The organism is Pseudomonas sp. WS 5078 (assembly GCF_012985745.1).
In the GTDB taxonomy this organism is placed as follows: domain Bacteria; phylum Pseudomonadota; class Gammaproteobacteria; order Pseudomonadales; family Pseudomonadaceae; genus Aquipseudomonas; species Aquipseudomonas lundensis_A.
The window spans coordinates 155,352-174,926 of record NZ_JAAQWX010000001.1 but is presented as its reverse complement, the minus strand read 5'-3'; the positions used below and the strand labels follow the sequence as shown (position 1 = coordinate 174,926).

The following is a 19,575-nucleotide window of genomic DNA, read 5'->3' as shown; positions in this document are numbered from 1 at the left end:
AGAGGGTTGCCGTGACAGGGCCGAAGGCTTACTTGTCGAGTTGGTCCAGTGCTTCCTGCAGTTCTTTGCGCGACTCAGCCAGCTTGTCTTTACGCTTGTTGATCTTCTCCGGGTCGCCTTTCTTCATGGCCTTGTCCAGATCGGCCTGACGCTGGCTGACTTCGTGCTTGGCCTCAAGAACCTTGTTCTCACGTTCTTTCTTAAGGCTAGCGTCAGTGCAATTGGCTTTGACTTCACTCAGGGCTTTTTCCAGACCGGCGATCTGGCCGCTGTTGTTGTGAGCCCGCGCGTACTCAAGCTGAGTCTCGATGTTTTTGACCTTGGCAGCGCAACCAGTCAGTTCAGGCGCTGGATCAGCGGCCATGAGCGGGGCAGCCATCAGGCCGCAAACAGTGAACAGGGCGAGCGGTGAAAGAAATTTCATAAATAGCTCCATAACAAAAAGTAACAATACACACAGTTCAAAGATGCGAAACGCAGCATGGGTCCGGCAACGGACTGAAGCACAGGCTAGTCGAACCCCGCCACTTCAGCAGCCCGTAATGCATCCCCTATCGCCCGTACATTCGGGTCTTGCAGGAACGCACTCAATTGTTCGGCACGACGCGGACCGATGCCCGGTTCTGCTAACCACGCTTCAGTGTCACGTGCCACCAGCGCCTGCCATGACTGACCCAAAGGTGCGTCACCCGTGGGCGGTAGACCGATTGCTTTGACCCAGCGTTCGAACGATTGTTGTCGGGCGGCCTGCAAACTGGTCAATAAACGTACGCTGCTGCGCTCGCCGAAGCCCGCAATGTTAACAAGCCGGGAAGCATCCAGGGTCAACCAATCCGTCAGGCTGTTGATTTGTCCGCTCTGGATCAACGTTTTCCAGGTTCCGGGGCCGACAGACGGCAGGGCCAACCCATTCTTTCGGCTTAACCCGTTCAGGCGCGCCAAAAATTGGCTTTCGCAGCCCGGCGTGGGTTGCCAGCAGCTCAGGGTGTGGAAGTTGTGGGGGTTGGGGGCGTTCACTTCAAGGCGCTCCGGCGCGCGCAACGCGACACTGTCCAGGCGTGGGATGGTCATGCCTGCGAGACTGATCGCCACATGGTCGCCGGGACGAATATCAAGCTGTTGCCAACGTTTCAGGGAGCCGACGCTGATGCGTTTGATTCGCCGGTCGTCGAGCGTCACGGGGGTTAGTTCAAGCATGGGCGTAATGCGCCCGGTGCGCCCGATGTTGAACGCGACACTGCGTACTTCACTGACGGCTTGTGCGTGAGGGTATTTCCAGGCGACGGCCCAGTTCGGCGGTTTTGCCTGCCAGCGCCTGGCGTCCGGGCGTTCGCTCTGGCGCAACACCACACCATCTGTGGCAAACGGCAACGCTGTGGTGTACCAGTGCTGGCGCCAATCCCGTGCTTGTTCGAAGCGTTCCACGGGCTGGCTGTAGGTTTGGCTGTCGACAAACCCCAGATCGCTCAGGTGCTGTAAACGCTCGGTTAGCGTGGCGGGGCCGTCGGGCCAGTCCCAGACAAATAAACCGATGCGCTCGGCGTGTTCAGGCGTGAGCGCATGGCGCGCCATCAACCCTGCAACCAGGCTGCGCGCATTGAGGCTGCCAGAGGTCGCTTGCACATGATCAGGCAGGCGCCAATAAAGCTCGCCTTGCAGCACCCGGTCCACCGGTTGCGGCAAGGTACGAGGAATTGCGTCAAGGGTAAGGGCCGAGGCAGTCCAGTCCTGACCTTTCTCCCCGTCCCCCCGGCTGATCACTTGCTCCAGTTGTCCCTGTCGATAGGTCAGCGTCACGGCCACGCCGTCTACCTTGGGCTGTACCCACACACCCTGGCGGCTGTTTATCCAGCCTTTGACGGCTTGTTCACTGCGCAGTTTGGCCAGTCCGGTGTGGGCTACCGGGTGCTGGATTTTTCCGCGGGCTGTGTGCAGGGGGTGACGGGAAGGGGGCGCGTTCAGGCAGCGCCGCCAGTGTTCCAGTCGTGCGCGGGACTGGTCGTAAACAGCGTCCGTAACCAGAGAAATCCCTTGGCGGTGGTAGCTGTCGTCCCAGATACGCAGTTGCTGTTCGAGGCTGTCGAATGCCTGTTGGGCGCGGGGCTGCGGCCACGAGGGACAGGTCTGCGCGTAGGTGTTGAAGGTGAAGCAGGCGAGTGCAAGCCCGCTAAAAAGACGAAGTGTGGCCAGCATCATGAGCGTCCTTGCCCGGGAAGAATGCTTAAGGCTAGTGCAGGCTGGTTGCCGTGCAGCGCGGGAGAATTACCGGGTGTTTCTGGGTGGGTATGCGCCCGTCAGCGAATACAAAAAAGCCCCGGACAGTCGCCTGTCCGGGGCTTTTGGATGCAGCAGGCTTACTTACACGCCAGCAGCAGCGCGCAGCTCTTCAGCGCGGTCAGTGCGCTCCCACGTGAACGTGGTGAAGGTGTCGTCGCCAACTGTTTTGGTTTGCGGCGTGCGGCCGAAGTGGCCGTAAGCTGCGGTTTCCTGGTACATCGGGTGCAGCAGGTCGAGCATTTTGGTGATCGCGTAAGGACGCAGGTCGAACACGTCACGTACCAGCTTGATGATTTTCTCGTCAGAAATTTTGCCAGTGCCGAAGGTGTTCAACGAAATCGAAGTCGGTTGAGCGACGCCGATTGCGTAGGAAACCTGGATCTCGCAACGCTCAGCCAAGCCGGCTGCCACGATGTTCTTGGCCACATAACGACCGGCGTAAGCCGCCGAACGGTCAACCTTGGACGGGTCTTTACCCGAGAATGCGCCACCGCCGTGACGGGCCATGCCGCCGTAGGTGTCAACGATGATCTTGCGACCGGTCAGGCCACAGTCGCCCACCGGGCCGCCGATGATGAACTGGCCAGTCGGGTTGATGTGGAACTGGGTGTCTTTGTGCAGCAGTTCGGCAGGCAGCACGTGCTTGACGATCAGCTCCATTACGCCTTCGCGCAGATCGGCAGCGCTGACATCCGGGTTGTGCTGGGTCGACAGCACGATAGCGTCGATGCCCACTACCTTGCCATTGTCGTAACGGCAAGTAACCTGGGATTTCGCGTCCGGGCGCAACCAAGGCAGCAGGCCGGATTTACGGGCTTCGGCCTGACGTTGAACCAACTGGTGCGAGAAGGTGATCGGTGCTGGCATCAGCACGTCAGTTTCGTTGCTGGCATAGCCAAACATCAGGCCCTGGTCGCCAGCGCCCTGATCTTCAGGCTTGGCGCGGTCAACACCCTGGTTGATGTCAGGGGACTGCTTGCCGATGATGTTCATCACGCCGCAGGTTGCGCCGTCGAAGCCGACGTCAGAGCTGGTGTAGCCGATGTCGGTGATCACGTCACGAACGATCTGCTCCAGATCAACCCAGGCCGACGTGGTGACTTCGCCCGCGATGATCGCTACGCCGGTTTTCACCAGAGTCTCGCACGCCACACGGGCGAACTTGTCTTCAGCAATGATGGCGTCCAGCACCGCGTCAGAAATCTGGTCGGCGATTTTGTCCGGATGCCCTTCAGACACGGACTCGGAGGTGAAAATGGAGTATTCGCTCATCTCGACGGTTTCCTAATATTTACCGATGGTGAGTGTCGCCAGAAGGTCGCTGAAAGTGGCGGACCTGAATCTGGAAACCATTACGTAAGCCTACATAGAGGCTTTCCCCGGGAACGAGTCCCGCAGCGGTGGCCCAACGGGCCAGATCATCTTGTTCAAAACCTAGCCACAAATCGCCGCACGCCTCGCGGGCCCACGCCTGATTATGGCTACACAACTCTGTTACCAGCAGGCTACCGCCAGGTTGCAGCAAGGTGGCCAGTTGCTTAACTGCTTCAGCCGGTGCGGCGAAATGGTGCAGGACCATGTTCACAACCACGCAATCGACTTGAATCTGCGAACCGTTGAGCGCGTCGGCCAGGATCAGGCTGACGTTGTTCAGTGATTCGCGCTCACACACCTGACGTGCCAGTTCAAGCATCGCCGGGCTGTTGTCCAGTGCCGTGACCTGATGAAAGCGCCGAGCCAGGTCAGGCAAAAAGCTGCCATCGCCGGGGCCAACCTCCAACGCAGTAGCTGGCGCAGTGAAGCTCAACTTGTCGAGCAATGCCAATACGCTGTCCCGGTACTGCGGCAAGCCTGCAATCAGGTCTTGCTGGGCGCGAAATTTCTCGGCAATGCGCGAGAAAAAGTCTTGGCTAGCGGCAGCGCGTTGCCCGTGTACAGCGCTGATACGTGCCTGTACGTCAGCGGGCAGGGTCAGGTTGTCGACCTCTTCCAGCAGCGCGGCGTGCAACTTGCCGCCCAATTGTTCGGTGTGAGGCAGGGCGCGGCGATAAAAGATCGCGTTGCCTTCGCGCCGTGTGGCAACCAGCCCGGCCTGCGACAGCACCTTGAGGTGATGGCTCATGCCGGATTGGCCGGTGGCGAATATCTGTGTCAGCTCCAGCACACCAAATGAATCGTTGGCTAACGCGCGCAGCACATTCAGTCGCAGCGGGTCGCCTCCAGCCTTGCACAGGGCGGAGAGCTCATCGCAATCGTCATGGCGAATTGAAGGCACGCGTAAGTTCATGGGGTCGCAGTCTAGTTACCCCGTTCTGTCGTCGCAAGGCCAATATCAAAACATTTTGATATTGGTCGATAACTGGCACGTTTGTCGGACCGGTTAAGTGTAATGACGAGCGCCGCGGTCCAAACCTCAACAGATTGAACGGTTAAGCACAGGAAAAACGGCTCAAGTGACTATCTGTCATTGCCCGAGGGCGCTGCCTGAGGGAAAATGCTCGCCTTTTTTCCGATTCGTTTTTATTTATCAATTCCCAGGAGAACAGCGATGCCCAGCCGTCGTGAGCGTGCCAACGCCATTCGTGCACTCAGCATGGATGCCGTGCAAAAAGCCAACAGCGGCCACCCGGGTGCCCCGATGGGCATGGCGGATATCGCCGAAGTACTGTGGCGCGATTATCTGAAGCACAACCCGAGCAACCCGTCATTCGCTGACCGTGACCGCTTCGTGCTGTCCAACGGCCACGGTTCGATGCTGATCTACTCGTTGCTGCACCTGACCGGCTACGACCTGTCGATCGACGACCTGAAAAACTTCCGTCAGCTGCACAGCCGCACTCCGGGTCACCCGGAGCTGGGCTACACGCCGGGCGTTGAGACCACCACCGGCCCGTTGGGTCAGGGTCTGGCCAATGCCGTGGGTTTTGCCCTGGCAGAAAAAGTCATGGGCGCACAGTTCAACCGTCCTGGTCACACTGTTGTCGATCACCACACCTATGTGTTCCTGGGTGATGGCTGCATGATGGAAGGCATTTCCCACGAAGTCGGCTCGCTGGCCGGTACGTTGGGCTTGGGCAAACTGATTGCCTTCTATGACGACAACGGCATCTCCATCGATGGCGAAGTCGAAGGCTGGTTCACCGACGACACGCCCAAGCGTTTCGAAGCCTACAACTGGCAAGTGATCCGTAACGTCAACGGTCACGATCCGGAAGAGATCAAGACCGCGATTGAAACCGCACGCAAAAGCGACCAGCCAACGCTGATCTGCTGCAAAACCACGATCGGTTTCGGTTCGCCGAACAAGCAGGGCAAAGAAGATTGCCACGGTGCTCCGCTGGGCAACGATGAAATCGCCCTGACCCGCAAGGCACTGGACTGGAACTTCGGCCCGTTTGAAATCCCGGCCGAGATCTACGCCGAATGGGACGCCAAGCAAGCCGGTGCTGCCGTTGAGTCCGAGTGGGACCAGCGTTTCGCCGCCTATGCAGCCGAGTTCCCGGAGCTGGCGGCCGAGCTGTCCCGTCGCCTGAGCGGCGAATTGCCCGCTGACTTCGATGCTAAGGCCACTGCCTACATCAATGAAGTCGCGGCCAAAGGCGAAACCATCGCCAGCCGTAAAGCCAGCCAGAACACCCTGAACGCATTTGGTCCGTTGCTGCCTGAACTGCTGGGCGGTTCGGCCGACCTGGCCGGTTCCAACCTGACCCTGTGGAAAGGCTGCAAAGGTGTGTCGGCAGAAGATGCCAGCGGTAACTACGTGTACTACGGCGTACGCGAGTTCGGCATGAGCGCCATCATGAACGGCGTGGCCCTGCACGGCGGTCTGGTGCCTTACGGCGCAACCTTCCTGATGTTCATGGAATACGCCCGCAACGCCATCCGCATGTCGGCCCTGATGAAGCAGCGCGTGATCTACGTGTTCACCCACGACTCCATCGGTCTGGGTGAAGACGGCCCGACGCACCAGCCTATCGAGCAACTGACCAGCCTGCGCACCACGCCGAACCTGGACACCTGGCGCCCAGCCGATGCGGTGGAATCCGCAGCGGCCTGGAAGTTCGCACTGGAGCGTAAGGACGGCCCGTCGGCGCTGATCTTCTCGCGTCAGAACCTCAACCACCAAACCCGTGATGCCGCGCAAATTGCCGACATCAACCGCGGTGGTTACGTGCTCAAGGACTGCGCAGGCGAGCCTGAGCTGATCCTGATCTCGGCGGGTTCGGAAGTCGGCCTGGCGGTTCAGGCGTACGAGAAGCTGACCGAGCAAGGCCGCAAGGTACGTGTTGTTTCGATGCCGTGCACCAGCGTGTATGAAGCGCAGGACGCAGGCTACAAACAGTCGGTTCTGCCGTTGCAGGTCAGCGCGCGGATCGCCATTGAAGCCTCCCACGCAGACTACTGGTACAAGTACGTCGGCCTGGAAGGTCGTGTGATCGGCATGACCACCTACGGCGAGTCGGCGCCTGCGCCTGCCTTGTTCGAAGAGTTTGGTTTCACCCTGGAAAACATCCTGGGTCAGGCTGACGAACTGCTGGAAGACTAAAGCTACACGCGGCGGCCTCTGGCCGCCGCGATCCCCTTAGTCGCTGCCGCAGGCACCCTTTTCCTTGAAGGGCCCGCGGTCCTGATCGCAGTCTTCGGCGGCGACGACAGGTTTTGAATAAGAGAACCCCATGCCTCAACCGCGTCCTTACAAAGTTGCACTCAACGGCTACGGCCGCATTGGTCGTTGCGTCTTGCGTGCGTTGTTTGAGCGGGGAGCTGCTGCCGGGTTTGAAATTGTTGCCCTGAATGATTTGGCCGATATGGCCAGCCTCGAATATTTGACGCGCTTCGACTCCACGCATGGCCGGTTTCCCGGCGAGATACGGATCGAAGGCGACTGCCTGCACATCAATGGCGACTGCGTGAAAGTGTTCCGCAGTGCCACCCCTGAAGGAATTGACTGGGCCGCGCTGGGCGTTGATCTGGTTCTGGAATGCTCCGGTGCCTACAACACCCGTACGGACGGCCAGCGTTTTCTCGACGCCGGAGCCCCCGCTGTCCTGTTTTCGCAACCGATGGCCAGCGAGGCAGATGCCGACGCCACCATCGTGTACGGCGTGAACCAGCACACCCTGACCGGCACCGAGCGGCTGATCTCCAATGCGTCCTGCACCACCAACTGCGGCGTGCCGCTGTTGCGTCTGCTGGATCAGGCGTTCGGTCTGGAGTACGTGTCGATTACCACCATTCACTCGGCGATGAACGATCAGCCGGTGATCGATGCGTACCATGACGAAGACCTTCGTCGTACACGTTCGGCGTTTCAGTCAGTGATTCCGGTGTCCACCGGTCTGGCGAAAGGCATTGAACGTTTGCTGCCGGAACTTGCGGGCCGAATTCAAGCCAAAGCCGTACGGGTTCCGACCTTGAATGTGTCGTGCCTTGATATCACCTTGATTACCGCGCGCGACACCAACGCGGTGGAAGTGAACCGCATGTTGCGCGAAGCCGCCACCAGCGGTCCGCTTAAAGGCCTGTTGGCGTACACCGAATTGCCCCATGCCAGCTGTGATTTCAACCATGACCCGCATTCAGCGATTGTCGATGCAAGCCAGACCCGTGTGTCCGGCCCCCGGTTGGTCAACTTGCTGGCCTGGTTCGACAACGAATGGGGCTTTGCCAATCGAATGATCGATGTGGCAGAGCACTATCTGCATGTAACTCACCCAAAAACCGTTCTCTAACATTAGAAACTCAGGAACTGCGACCCATGACCGTGTTGAAGATGACCGACCTCGATCTGCAAGGTAAGCGCGTACTGATCCGCGAAGACCTCAACGTCCCAGTCAAGGACGGTGTTGTCACCAGCGATGCGCGCATCCTTGCTTCGCTGCCGACCATCAAGCTGGCGTTGGAGAAAGGCGCGGCGGTCATGGTCTGCTCGCACCTGGGCCGCCCGACTGAAGGCGAATTTTCGGCCGAAAACAGCCTCAAGCCCGTGGCTGATTACCTGAGCAAGGCGCTGGGCCGTGAAGTGCCACTGGTCAGCGACTACCTCAATGGCGTTGACGTGAAAGCCGGCGACATCGTGCTGTTTGAGAACGTGCGCTTCAACAAGGGCGAAAAGAAGAACGCTGATGAACTGGCCAAGCAATACGCGGCCTTGTGCGACGTGTTTGTGATGGACGCTTTCGGCACTGCGCACCGCGCCGAAGGTTCGACCCACGGCGTGGCCAAGTTCGCCAAGGTTGCGGCTGCAGGACCGTTGCTGGCTGCCGAACTGGAAGCCCTGGGCAAAGCGCTGGGCGCCCCGGCCAAACCCATGGCTGCGATTGTCGCGGGCTCCAAGGTGTCGACCAAGCTGGATGTGCTCAACAGCCTGAGCCAGATCTGCGACCTGCTGATCGTGGGCGGCGGCATTGCCAACACGTTCCTCGCCGCAGCGGGCCACCCGGTGGGCAAGTCGCTGTACGAACCCGACCTGCTGGACACCGCGCGCGCCATCGCCGCCAAGGTCAATGTGCCGCTGCCGACCGACGTGGTCGTGGCCAAGGAATTTGCCGAAAGCGCTGAAGCCATCGTCAAGCTGATTGCTGACGTGGCAGAAGACGACATGATTCTGGACATCGGCCCGCAGACGGCAGCGCACTTTGCCGAGCTGCTGAAGTCATCCAAAACCATTTTGTGGAACGGCCCGGTGGGCGTGTTCGAATTTGACCAGTTTGGCAATGGCACCCAAGTGCTGGCCCACGCCATCGCTGACAGTGCTGCGTTCTCGATTGCCGGTGGGGGCGACACGCTGGCCGCCATCGACAAGTACGGTGTTGCTGACAAGATTTCTTATATCTCGACCGGTGGCGGCGCATTCCTGGAGTTCGTTGAAGGCAAGGTATTGCCTGCCGTGGAAGTCCTGGAAAGCCGCGCGAAAGCCTGAACGTGAATCAGGCCCTGAAAGGAAGCATGGACATGCTCAAGTTGTTACCGCTGTTGATGATTGCAGGCTTGGTGGCCGGTTGTTCCGGCTCGAACAAGCCAGCGCCTGAAGCGGCCACGCCTGAAGAGAGCGGCTGCTACCAGGCTGACTGGCAGGCGCAGAGCGTGCCATTGGTCAATAAACGATCAGGGCCTGAGGCACTTGAGAAATACGAGTCACCCACGCCTTCTAAAGAGCGCGGGTGCCCGTAACGCTTTGACCTGTAGGCGTTGCCGGTTCAGTGATGGGCTTTGAACAGACTGCGGCAACGACGACAGACGATGCTACTTACTCGCAGGCCGGTTACCCCCGATCTGCAAAAACTTGAATAGCAGCCGCCGCTCCGGCAGGCTTGCACGATTAACGACCCTCGTCCGGGAGAGACACGCACAATGGCACTTATCAGCATGCGCCAGATGCTGGACCACGCCGCCGAATTCGGCTATGGCGTTCCAGCTTTTAACGTCAACAACCTTGAGCAGATGCGCGCCATTATGGAAGCCGCTGACAAGACTGACTCCCCGGTGATCGTTCAGGCTTCGGCCGGTGCGCGCAAATACGCAGGTGCTCCGTTCCTGCGTCACCTGATCCTGGCCGCTATCGAAGAATTCCCGCATATCCCGGTGTGCATGCACCAGGACCACGGCACCAGCCCTGACGTGTGCCAGCGTTCGATCCAGCTGGGCTTCAGCTCGGTGATGATGGACGGCTCGCTAGGCGAAGACGGCAAGACCCCGACTGACTACGACTACAACGTGCGCGTTACTCAGCAAACCGTTGCGCTGGCTCACGCTTGCGGTGTGTCGGTAGAAGGCGAGCTGGGCTGCCTGGGTTCGCTGGAAACCGGTATGGCTGGTGAAGAAGACGGCATCGGCGCTGAAGGCGTTCTGGACCACAGCCAAATGCTGACCGATCCTGAAGAAGCCGCTGACTTTGTAAAACGCACTCAAGTGGACGCCCTGGCGATTGCCATCGGTACTTCCCACGGCGCGTACAAATTCACCAAGCCACCCACTGGCGACGTGCTGGCGATTGACCGGATCAAAGAAATCCACAAACGCATTCCGAACACTCACCTGGTGATGCACGGTTCGTCCTCGGTGCCGCAAGAGTGGCTGAAAATCATCAACGAATACGGCGGCGACATCAAAGAAACCTACGGCGTGCCGGTTGAAGAAATCGTTGAAGGCATCAAGCACGGCGTACGCAAAGTCAATATCGACACCGACCTGCGTCTGGCATCGACTGGCGCCATGCGCCGCCTGATGGCTACCAACCCGAGCGAGTTTGACCCGCGCAAATTCTTCGGCGCTACCGTGACGGCGATGCGTGATGTCTGCATCGCCCGTTACGAAGCCTTCGGCACCGCCGGTAATGCTTCGAAGATCAAGCCGATCTCTCTGGAAGCCATGTACCAGCGTTACCTGAAGGGTGAGCTGAACGCCAAGGTCAACTAAGACCTGCGCGACATGAAAAGTCCGCAGCGATGCGGGCTTTTTTGTAGGCGCTGACAGCCCATCGTGTGCAGGCGCGGGTGAGGTGGCTATAACGACTCAGGATCGACGCCATTGCCCCTGAGCAGTGCATCCACCAGCGAGCGGGTCATCTCGACAGAGTGCAGCATCGACCAGATCAGCCCGCGTTCGATGCCGCTGGCGCGTTCGGTGATCTCGTCCGAAACCTCTTCGGCGCTTTTAAGCATCATCGACATATGCTTCAGGGCCTCCAGCGCCCGCACATCACTGCGTACGGCGAAAGGCGAGGCCGGGCTGACCTCGGCGGCCTGGGTCGGGTTGAGTTCGTCCAGCGGGGCAGGCGTAGCGTTGAGGTCTTCAAGCAGGCGCCGAGTTGTTTCATCGTGCAGGTGATCGTCGCGCTTTTTCTTCATGTCGATTCCACTGGAAGCATCAATTGGGCCAGGCCGCTCGGCGACTCCAGAAGATAGCCCTGCGACTTTCAGTGCCGCAAGCAATGCCTGAGGGGATACCGCCATCTCAGAAGTGCCCTTCATTTACATAAGCAAATATCCCACTTTCGACCGAGGATGAGTCCGTTGATTCGCATCATTTAGACATCATCTGGCCTACCCCGACGTGACCAAAAGCCATGACTGTAGAGCCGCATTGCAGCTCAACGTTTTGCTCAAAGCGCGTTGTGGTCGATGTCCAGCTTGCTGAACGTGACTTGTCCACCTTCCTTGCTGTTGCCCGTGTTGTCTTGCACGTACACCCCTGCCTTGAAGTACAACGGTTTGTCGCGCCACGTGGCGCTGATGGGGGTGCTCCACACCTTATTGGCGCCTTTGACGTTCAAGGTGCCGTCGGGCGTCAAATTGATCACATAGGTGAAGCTTTTTTGCAGGGGCACATTCTCGGCTACGGTCACGGTTTTGATGGTGGTGTCGTTGGGGCGTATGCGCACCTTGGCCACCAGATTGCCGCTGAGTTTGCTGGTTTTGTATTGATACTCAAACTTGAGCATGGGCTGCTGGCTTTGAAACGCGTGGATTTGACCGATCACGATCTTGCCCGAGGAGGGCACTTGATTGACGGTCAATGTAGCGTTCAAAAAATGGTTGGCGCTGGGGTAGAGCCAATTGCGCAGGGAGCCATCGGCGCGAGTCTCACGTAATTCGCTGCGCGGGTAAATGGCGTTGACGGTGGTGCTTCCGGTCACGGGCGCCCAGAAAAAAAGCGTGCCGGAGTCGGAGTGGAAATACATATTTTTGAAGCCCTTGAGCAGGCGCGGTGTCTCGATGGTGGTAGGGGGATTACCGACGGGAACACTCAGGTTCCAGGTTGCCAGATCGATCATGTTTCGGGCCTTGAGCTGAGGCACTTACAGGCATCAAACGCGTTGATGGCGTCTGGACCAGGGCTTTGAGGGATGGTCTTTATAGGACGATCGGTAGTGCCAGTAAATAACCAGGTGTTTAATTGACGTCAAAAAATAGGCCGCGGTTGTAAGGCCTGCCTTACACAAAGGGACTAATGGCTATACCGTTAGTCGGTTCAGTACAACTATGTGTAATTGTGTGACGGTGGGTCGCTTCTGCTTTGTGATACTCAGGTTTAGAGTTGGATCCCGATTTTTGTCCGGTTTTCTCCTGAGTTCAGGACAGTCATAAAGAGAAGCAGCATGGAATGCGTGCCCGAGAAACCAGTCGAGACTGGTTCAGTGCTTTTGGTAGTGGATGATTACCCTGAAAATCTGATCAGCATGCAGGCGCTGTTGCAGCGTGCGGATTGGCACATTCTGACGGCAACGTCAGGTGTAGAAGCCCTGGAGTTGTTGCTCAGTAACGAGGTCGATCTGGTGCTGTTGGATGTGCACATGCCAGGCATGGACGGGTTTGAAGTTGCCCGACTGATGCGCGGCAGCCAACGCACGCGGCTCACCCCGATTATTTTTCTCACGGGCAATGCACAATCCCGGGACGCGGTACTCGAGGGCTACGCGTGCGGCGCCGTCGATTACTTGCTCAAGCCCTTCGATTCTCAAATCCTCAAACCCAAAGTGCAGGCGCTGCTGGAACATCAAAGCAATGCCCGGGCGCTACGCCGCTTGAGCCGTGATCTGGAAATAGCCCAGGCGTTCAATGCTTCGGTACTGGAAAATGCCGCCGAAGGCATTCTGGTGGTCAACGAAGACGGGCGTATCCGATTCGCCAACCCGGCCATTTCCCGCTTGCTCAAGGTCTCCGTAGCGGGTCTGGAAGGCGTGCCCCTGCTGGATTTCCTGCAAAAACCCCACGTACCCGAGTGGTATGAGTCTGCGATCTATCATGGTTACCGGCGCGGCGAAACCTATCGCGTGCATGATGCAATCCTGCGCTCGGCCCAAGGCCAACTGCTGCCTGTCACCCTGTCCTGTGCGCCGTTGTCGGGGCAACAGCACGCGATGGTGGTGACGGTGCTGGACATGTCGGAAGTGTGCCATTTGCATCAGCAACTCGAACTGCAAGCCATCACGGATTCATTGACGGGACTCTTGAACCGTCGCGGTTTTCAGCGTTCCGTTGAGGGCGTGCTGATGCGTGACGCTGCGGACACTCAATTGCGTGCGCTGCTGTATCTGGATCTGGACGGTTTCAAGCGTATCAACGACTCGCTGGGGCATGAAGTCGGGGACCGTGCGCTGAGTTGGGTCTCCGAACAGCTGGAGCAGTGCGCCCGGCCCGGCGATGTTTTGGGGCGCATCGGCGGGGATGAGTTCACCCTGTTGCTGAACGTCACTGAGGCGCAGGAAGCTGCGCAGATTGCCCGGCAACTGATCGACATGATTGCGGTACGCCAGCAAATACAAGGGCTGGATGTCAGCCTTGGGGTCAGTATTGGCATTGCGCTGTCCCCCGGGTGTGGCACGAGCCTTGAAACCCTGATGCGCGCAGCCGATGCGGCAATGTACGAAGCCAAGCGGGCAGGGCGTCAGCAGTACCGCTTTTATGATGCGTTAATCAGCGCCCAGCCCTTGCTGAGCCCTGTTCACTGGAAGTAAGGGCCGATGCGCCGCTACACTGGCGCACTTTTTACGCGTCGCGCGGGCCCCATGACTGCTCTCAAATACCTCCAGGCATACCCTCAGACCTTGCAGGATCAAGTACGGCATTTGATCGAGCGTGATCAGTTAGGTGCGTACTTGAACGAGCGTTATCCCCGCAAACATGCAGTGCAGAGTGACAAAGCCCTGTACGTGTACGCGCTTGAACTCAAGCAGGAGCACCTGCGTAACGCGCCGTCTTTTGACAAAGTGCTGTTCGACAACCGCCTCGACCTGACCCACCGCGCCCTAGGCTTGCACACCACCATTTCACGGGTGCAGGGCGGCAAACTCAAGGCCAAGAAAGAGCTGCGCGTGGCTTCACTGTTTAAAGATGCCGCGCCCGAGTTCCTGAAGATGATCGTGGTGCATGAGCTGGCCCACTTGAAGGAGTCGGACCATAACAAGGCGTTTTACAAATTGTGTGAGTACATGCTGCCCGACTATCACCAGCTGGAATTCGACCTGCGGGTGTACCTGACGTGGCGTGACCTGCAGAGTAAAACCTGACTTTACCGGTAGCCGCGAACAGGTTCGCGCAACCGAAAATCCACCGTGTGACCGGAGTGATGAATGGACGTCAGTAAAACCAAAAGCAGCTTTTACCGGCGCCTGTATGTGGCCTGGTTGATTGATACCCAACAGGCCAGCAACGTTCCGGCGCTCACGGAGGTGACCGGCATGCCCCGTCGTACGGCGCAGGACACAATAGCGGCGCTGGCTGATCTGGACATCCTGTGCGAATTCGAACAAGAGGACGGCGCCCGCAATCACGCCGGGCGCTACGTGGTCCGCAGCTGGGGCCCGATTAATAAACAGTGGGTCGCCGGGCATGTGGATCAGATCAAGCAGGTGTTGGGTTACCCCTGATCGTCGGCGTCCAGGCGCATGCCGATATGCGGGATGTTGTCTTCCAGGTATTGCTCGCCTGCGACGTAAAAGCCGTGCTTTGCATAAAGCGATTGCAAGTGCGCCTGGGCTGACAAAAAGACAGGTTCCTGCGGCCAGTTTTCTTTGATGTTAAGCAGGGCCTGGTCCATCAAGTCATGGCCCAGGCTATGTCCACGTGCCTGAGGTGCCACGATGACCCGGCCAATCACCACATCCCCGGCATGGGAGTCTGGGTCGAGCAAGCGTGCATAGGCCACCAGTTGATCGTTTTGCCAGCCCATCAGGTGCAGCGTGTCACCTTCCAGATCCTGTCCGTCGATGTCCAGATAGGCACATTCCTGTTCAACGATGAACACTTCGCAGCGCAGCTTCAAAATGGCGTACAGCTGTTCTTTACCCAAGTCGGAGTGGTGTTTGCAGATCCAGTCAGTGGTCACGGTGTTGTCCTGAACAAGTGGCGGTCGCCAGATACTAGGCGTGATGGCAAAGCAGGCCAAGCGTAAAAGTGTCAGCAGATAAGGCTTTTTAATATCAACCTTTTGCGATTGGGGGTTATCTTTAGGTGGTCAGGTCTCTCATACCCTGACGCTGATCAGGATGAACCCCAATAATTGGCAGCTAAATAATAGTGGGTAGCCCTATAAGGATCTTGCATGTCTCGCTTGCGTCGGGCTTTGATTGTGTCTGGATTGACCTTATGGGCTCATCACGCCAGCGCCGAGACGCTGCGTCTGGTTGGCGATCTCTGGCCGCCTTTTACCGATGGCACGCTGATCAATGGTGGGCTGGCCACTGATCTGGTCAGCACGGCCCTCTCGCGGGCAGGTTATCCCAGCAGGTTTGAGCAAGTGCCTTGGGCGCGAGCGTTGCAGGGGATACAAAACGGTCGTTACGACGTACTGGTCAACGCCTGGTTCAAGGAGGACCGTCTGAAAATCGGGCAGTTTTCGGCGCCGTACCTGCAAAACCGCCTGCGTTTTATCCGGCGCAAAGACTCTCCCGTCAATTACGACACGCTGGCGCAGTTGACTGGCTATGCCATCGCCTACGTGCCCGGTTACGCCTACACCCCCGAGTTCGACAACAACACCCACCTCAACAAAGTCCCTGTGCATAACTTTGCGATGGCTGTGCGCATGTTGGTGGCGGGCCGAGTCAGCCTGACACTGGAGGACGAGTACGTGGCGCGCTATCGGCTGGCGCGTGAGTCAACGCGGGTGCGCAATGCGGTGGAGTTTATGCCCAAGGCATTGAGCGAAAACCAGCTGCATATTTTGGTCAGCCTGCAGAACCCCGATCACGCCAAAATCGTTGCGGATTTCGACCGTGAAATCACCGCCATGAAAGCCGACGGCAGCTTTGAGCGTCTGATCAAGGCGCATGGCATGTAACCCGGCATGATCGCCAGAGGCCGCCAAACGCCTTTACGGGGTTTTGATTAAATGCGCGGCCAATGTGCGCAATGGCCCGAGCTGGCGGCAGATCAGTGCCAGTTGGGTTTGCACCAGGCGCTGACTTTCGTCGATGTCATCGGGCATCTGCTCCAATGCACTGGCCAGCGCTTCCTCGTCATCGCTTTGCACCGCCACGGGCTGACGGTTGGCCAGACCTTGGGCGATCAGGTCAATGCTGTCGGCAATCGTGCGCCCGGCACCTTCGATCAACTGTTCACGCATCTCGGCCGGCAACTGCGTGTCGCGGTGCGCGCCCAGCCCTGACAAATAGCTGAGCAACGTGTGGGACAACACCAGAAAGCGGAAGCCCATGTCCGCATCCTTACGGAAGTGCCCCGGCTCCATCAGCATGTTGGCCAGTGTGGTCGACAGCGCGGCATCTGCGTTGTGGGCATTGCGTCGTGCCAGCCGATAGGCCAGATCGTCGCTTTTGCCCTGCGCATATTGCTGCAAGATCTGGCGCAGGTATTGGCTGTTGCAGCTCAGGGTGTTAGCCAGCACTTTATTCAGGCGCCGCCCTTGCCAGTCTGGCAGGAACAGGAACACGGCGGCGGCTGCAATCACGCTGCCCACCAGCGTGTCGAACAGGCGCGGCAGGAACAACCCGTAGCCGTCGCCCACCTGATTGAAGCAAAACAGCACCATCAAGGTGATGGCCGCGGTGCTCAAGGTGTAGCGCGTGGTGCGGTAGATAAAGAACACCACCCCTGCTGCGACTGCGAACATCGACTGAATCAGCGGATTGGGGAACAGATCAAACAGTGCCCAGCCCACCGCCAGGCCAATGGCCGTACCGATGATGCGCTGGCTGAACTTGCGGCGCGTGGCGCCATAGCTGGGCGAACACACAAACAGCGTGGTCAGGATGATCCAGTAGCCTTGGGTCGGGTGAATCCAGTGCACCATGGCAAAACCGATGCACAGCGCCAACGGCAGGCGCAGGGCGTGACGAAAAATCAGCGACGTGGGCGTGAGGTTCTGGCGCAGACGCGACCACACATCCTTCAGGTTGCGCGGCGAGCGGTCCAGTAAGCTGCTGTCGGTGGCATCCGCAAGGGTGTCGGGGTTGCTGGCGTCACTCAGCAAGCGGTCGAGGGTCCCGAGGTTGGCGGCCAGCGCCCGCAATGACCGTAACAGCCCGCGCCAGGCCGGATTGCTCTGGATGCGCAAGTGTTCGAGGGACGCGTGCAAGTCGCTGAGCGCTTCGGCAAAACTGTCGTCATAGACAAAGGGCTGGCGCAACTTGATCGACTCGGACAAGCGCTGGCAAGCGCTCCCTTGTTGGCGCAACAGGCGTTGGCAGCGGAACATCACGTCACTGTGGAAGAACGTTTCGGCCAGCGCGTTGTAGGGATAGTGCGAAGAACTGGCGCGCTCGTGAATGTCTTGGGCCAGGAAATACAGCTTCAAGTAACGGCTGAGCGTGGAACCCGGCCGCGAGTTACCGACGCGGTGCAGGATGATTTCCTTGGCTGTGTTGAGCGCGGCCACCACCTTGCCGTTCTGGCGCGCCAGCTCAAGGCGCCCGGCCTCCACGTCCAGCGTGCGGATCGGTTCGAACAACGACGACTTCAGCTTGAGATACAGCCCCAATTCCCAGAACAGCCGCGCCAGACTTTGCTGCACCGGCTGATTGGAAAACAGTGCCTGCCACAACACCGACAGCACCCCGTACCAAGCGGCGCCCGCAACCAACAGCAGCGGCTCATGCCAAAAATCGGTGACTTCACCGCCGCGCTGGTCGACACCGATCATCGTGTACACCGCGAGGATCAGCGTGGCCGACGCGATGGCGCCATAGCGCTCGCCCAGCGCCCCCAGCATGGTCAGGCCAAAACTGGACAGCGCCAACGCGCACACCATCAAGAGCGGGTAGGGGAATAACAGTTCGACCGTGGTTGCAGAGGCGGTGAAACATACCAGCGTCACCAGCAAGGCATTCAGGCGCCCCTGCCAGCTGTCATCGGTTTCGGACAGGGCGCTGGCGATGATCCCGAGAAACAGCGGGATCAGCAGCTTCATCTCGTTCTGATACCAGCAAAAGGCCATGCTGCCGGTCAGGGCGATAAACACCCGGACGCTGTAACTGAACTTGTCTTGCGCCCACAAGCGCCGCAGAGAGTGTCGAAAGGTTTTCGATGACATTGAAGTGGCATTGCCTTGCGAGTCGTTTCGCTAAATTGAGCCAGTTATGACGACAGTGCAATGACACTGTTCACATCGGCCCCAAAATAATGGGGCCGTCATCGCGGTCTTCAACCGCAGAGGGTTAAACGTACTGCGCAGCGGCGTAACCCGAGGCCCAGGCCCATTGGAAATTGAAGCCGCCCAGGTGGCCGCTGACATCCAGCACTTCGCCCACGAAATACAGACCAGGGCTTTTCAGCGACTCCATGGTTTTGGACGACACTTCCCGCGTGTCCACCCCGCCCAGGGTCACTTCGGCAGTGCGATAGCCTTCAGTGCCGGCCGGTACGACCTTCCAGCACGCGAGTTTGTCCGCCACCTCTGCCAACTCGCCCGGCGTGTACTGCTTCATGGGTTTGGACACAAACCAGTGCTCGGCCAGCAGGTTGGCCATTTTCTTGGTGAAGATCTCACCCAGCAGGGTTTTCAGCTCTGTGTTCGGTCGTTCAGCCTGTTGGGTGTGCAGCCAGTCGAGGGCATCGAGGTCGGGCAGCAGGTTGATTTCCACCGTGTCGCCAGGGTTCCAGAACGATGAGATCTGCAAAATCGCCGGGCCGCTCAAGCCGCGGTGAGTGAACAGGATGTTCTCGCGGAAACTCTGGTCATTGCAGCTCACCAGGCAATCCACCGAGGTGCCTGACAGTTCGGTGCAGATCGCTTTCAACTGGTCGGTGATGGTGAACGGTACCAACCCGGCGCGGGTCGGCAGCAGGGTATGCCCGAATTGCTTGGCCACTTGATAGCCAAAGCCGGTCGCACCGAGGGTCGGGATCGACAACCCGCCTGTGGCGATCACCAGGGATTGGCACTGCAACACATCGAGGGTGGTATTGAGGGTGTAACCGGATTCGGTTTTCTCGATCTTCTCGACGGACGTGTCCAGGTGCAGGCTGACACCCGCTTGCTGGCACTCGTCGAGGAGCAGCTCAAGGATGTCGCTGGACTTGTTGTCGCAGAACAGTTGGCCAAGTTTTTTCTCGTGATACGGCACGCCATGCTTGGCCACCATCGCGATGAAATCCCACTGGGTATAACGGGCCAGTGCCGACTTGCAGAAGTGCGGGTTCTGCGACAGGAAATTGTTAGGTTCGGTGTACATGTTGGTGAAGTTGCAGCGTCCACCGCCGGACATGAGGATTTTCTTGCCCGCCTTGTTGGCGTGGTCGATCAACATCACTTTGCGCCCACGTCCGGCAGCGGTCAGCGCGCACATCAAGCCTGCGGCGCCAGCGCCAATGATTACAACGTCGGTAGAACGCACAGCGC

At 58.7% G+C, this 19,575-nt stretch carries 17 protein-coding genes and 1 pseudogene; 9 read left to right on the top strand and 9 right to left on the bottom strand.

Features of this window, described 5'->3' with window-relative positions; genetic code table 11:
- Window positions 1-28 precede the first annotated feature (28 nt).
- The 4 genes from HBN68_RS00795 to HBN68_RS00780 form a co-directional block, all read right to left on the bottom strand.
- A complete protein-coding gene (locus HBN68_RS00795) occupies window positions 29-424 on the bottom strand; it encodes a DUF1090 domain-containing protein (protein WP_094991604.1) in 396 nt (131 codons plus the stop codon).
- An 86-nt stretch (window positions 425-510) separates the two neighbouring features.
- Complete coding sequence (gene ligB / locus HBN68_RS00790) at window positions 511-2,193, bottom strand: NAD-dependent DNA ligase LigB (protein WP_094991603.1); 1,683 nt, start codon at window positions 2,191-2,193, stop codon at window positions 511-513.
- Window positions 2,194-2,358: 165 nt separating this feature from the next.
- Window positions 2,359-3,549: a methionine adenosyltransferase gene (gene metK, locus HBN68_RS00785; protein WP_047278222.1), complete on the bottom strand. Its 1,191-nt coding sequence runs from the start codon at window positions 3,547-3,549 to the stop codon at window positions 2,359-2,361.
- Window positions 3,550-3,568: 19 nt separating this feature from the next.
- Entirely contained in the window at window positions 3,569-4,564 is a 996-nt protein-coding gene (locus HBN68_RS00780) for a metalloregulator ArsR/SmtB family transcription factor (RefSeq protein ID WP_094991601.1), read from the bottom strand.
- Window positions 4,565-4,825: 261 nt separating this feature from the next.
- Between HBN68_RS00780 and tkt the strand changes: the two genes are divergently transcribed.
- From tkt to fba, 5 genes are all read left to right on the top strand, one after another.
- Entirely contained in the window at window positions 4,826-6,823 is a 1,998-nt protein-coding gene (gene tkt, locus HBN68_RS00775; RefSeq protein ID WP_094991600.1) for a transketolase, read from the top strand.
- A 130-nt stretch (window positions 6,824-6,953) separates the two neighbouring features.
- Window positions 6,954-8,009: an erythrose-4-phosphate dehydrogenase gene (gene epd / locus HBN68_RS00770; protein ID WP_094991599.1), complete on the top strand. Its 1,056-nt coding sequence runs from the start codon at window positions 6,954-6,956 to the stop codon at window positions 8,007-8,009.
- A 26-nt stretch (window positions 8,010-8,035) separates the two neighbouring features.
- Entirely contained in the window at window positions 8,036-9,199 is a 1,164-nt protein-coding gene (locus HBN68_RS00765) for a phosphoglycerate kinase (RefSeq protein ID WP_169962142.1), read from the top strand.
- A 32-nt stretch (window positions 9,200-9,231) separates the two neighbouring features.
- On the top strand, window positions 9,232-9,450 hold the full coding sequence (locus HBN68_RS00760; protein WP_048375396.1) for a hypothetical protein: 219 nt from the start codon (window positions 9,232-9,234) through the stop codon (window positions 9,448-9,450).
- A gap of 180 nt (window positions 9,451-9,630) precedes the next feature.
- Window positions 9,631-10,695 (top strand): class II fructose-bisphosphate aldolase, encoded by a 1,065-nt coding sequence (fba, locus tag HBN68_RS00755; RefSeq protein ID WP_047278209.1) that lies wholly within the window; start codon window positions 9,631-9,633, stop codon window positions 10,693-10,695.
- 86 nt (window positions 10,696-10,781) lie between these two features.
- On the opposite strand, the gene HBN68_RS00750 is transcribed toward fba, so the two are convergent.
- Together HBN68_RS00750 and HBN68_RS00745 are read right to left on the bottom strand one after the other, a co-directional pair.
- A complete protein-coding gene (locus tag HBN68_RS00750) occupies window positions 10,782-11,126 on the bottom strand; it encodes a hypothetical protein (protein ID WP_094991597.1) in 345 nt (114 codons plus the stop codon).
- A gap of 254 nt (window positions 11,127-11,380) precedes the next feature.
- Window positions 11,381-12,052, bottom strand: a complete 672-nt coding sequence (locus HBN68_RS00745) for a polysaccharide lyase family 7 protein (protein WP_169962139.1) — start codon at window positions 12,050-12,052, stop codon at window positions 11,381-11,383.
- Window positions 12,053-12,376: 324 nt separating this feature from the next.
- Between HBN68_RS00745 and HBN68_RS00740 the strand changes: the two are divergent.
- From HBN68_RS00740 to HBN68_RS00730, 3 genes and pseudogenes are all read left to right on the top strand, one after another.
- Window positions 12,377-13,687, top strand: a pseudogene (locus tag HBN68_RS00740) (diguanylate cyclase); the annotation flags it as partial.
- Window positions 13,688-13,786: 99 nt separating this feature from the next.
- Window positions 13,787-14,287, top strand: coding sequence for a M48 family metallopeptidase (locus tag HBN68_RS00735; protein ID WP_094991881.1), 501 nt, complete (start codon window positions 13,787-13,789; stop codon window positions 14,285-14,287).
- A 63-nt stretch (window positions 14,288-14,350) separates the two neighbouring features.
- Entirely contained in the window at window positions 14,351-14,647 is a 297-nt protein-coding gene (locus tag HBN68_RS00730; RefSeq protein WP_169962137.1) for a winged helix-turn-helix domain-containing protein, read from the top strand.
- On the opposite strand, the gene HBN68_RS00725 is transcribed toward HBN68_RS00730, so the two are convergent.
- A complete protein-coding gene (locus HBN68_RS00725) occupies window positions 14,638-15,105 on the bottom strand; it encodes a GNAT family N-acetyltransferase (protein WP_094991593.1) in 468 nt (155 codons plus the stop codon). The genes HBN68_RS00730 and HBN68_RS00725 overlap by 10 nt on opposite strands.
- 216 nt (window positions 15,106-15,321) lie before the next feature.
- Between HBN68_RS00725 and HBN68_RS00720 the strand changes: the two genes are divergently transcribed.
- Window positions 15,322-16,059 carry a transporter substrate-binding domain-containing protein gene (locus HBN68_RS00720; RefSeq protein WP_094991592.1) on the top strand — a complete coding sequence of 246 codons (738 nt, stop codon included), beginning with the start codon at window positions 15,322-15,324 and terminating at the stop codon, window positions 16,057-16,059.
- Between the two features lie 33 nt (window positions 16,060-16,092).
- Here HBN68_RS00720 and yccS read toward each other — a convergent pair whose 3' ends face one another.
- Both yccS and HBN68_RS00710 read right to left on the bottom strand, forming a co-directional pair.
- A complete protein-coding gene (gene yccS, locus HBN68_RS00715; RefSeq protein WP_169962135.1) occupies window positions 16,093-18,267 on the bottom strand; it encodes a YccS family putative transporter in 2,175 nt (724 codons plus the stop codon).
- A gap of 124 nt (window positions 18,268-18,391) precedes the next feature.
- Window positions 18,392-19,570 (bottom strand): NAD(P)/FAD-dependent oxidoreductase, encoded by a 1,179-nt coding sequence (locus HBN68_RS00710; RefSeq protein WP_169962133.1) that lies wholly within the window; start codon window positions 19,568-19,570, stop codon window positions 18,392-18,394.
- Window positions 19,571-19,575: the final 5 nt, after the last annotated feature.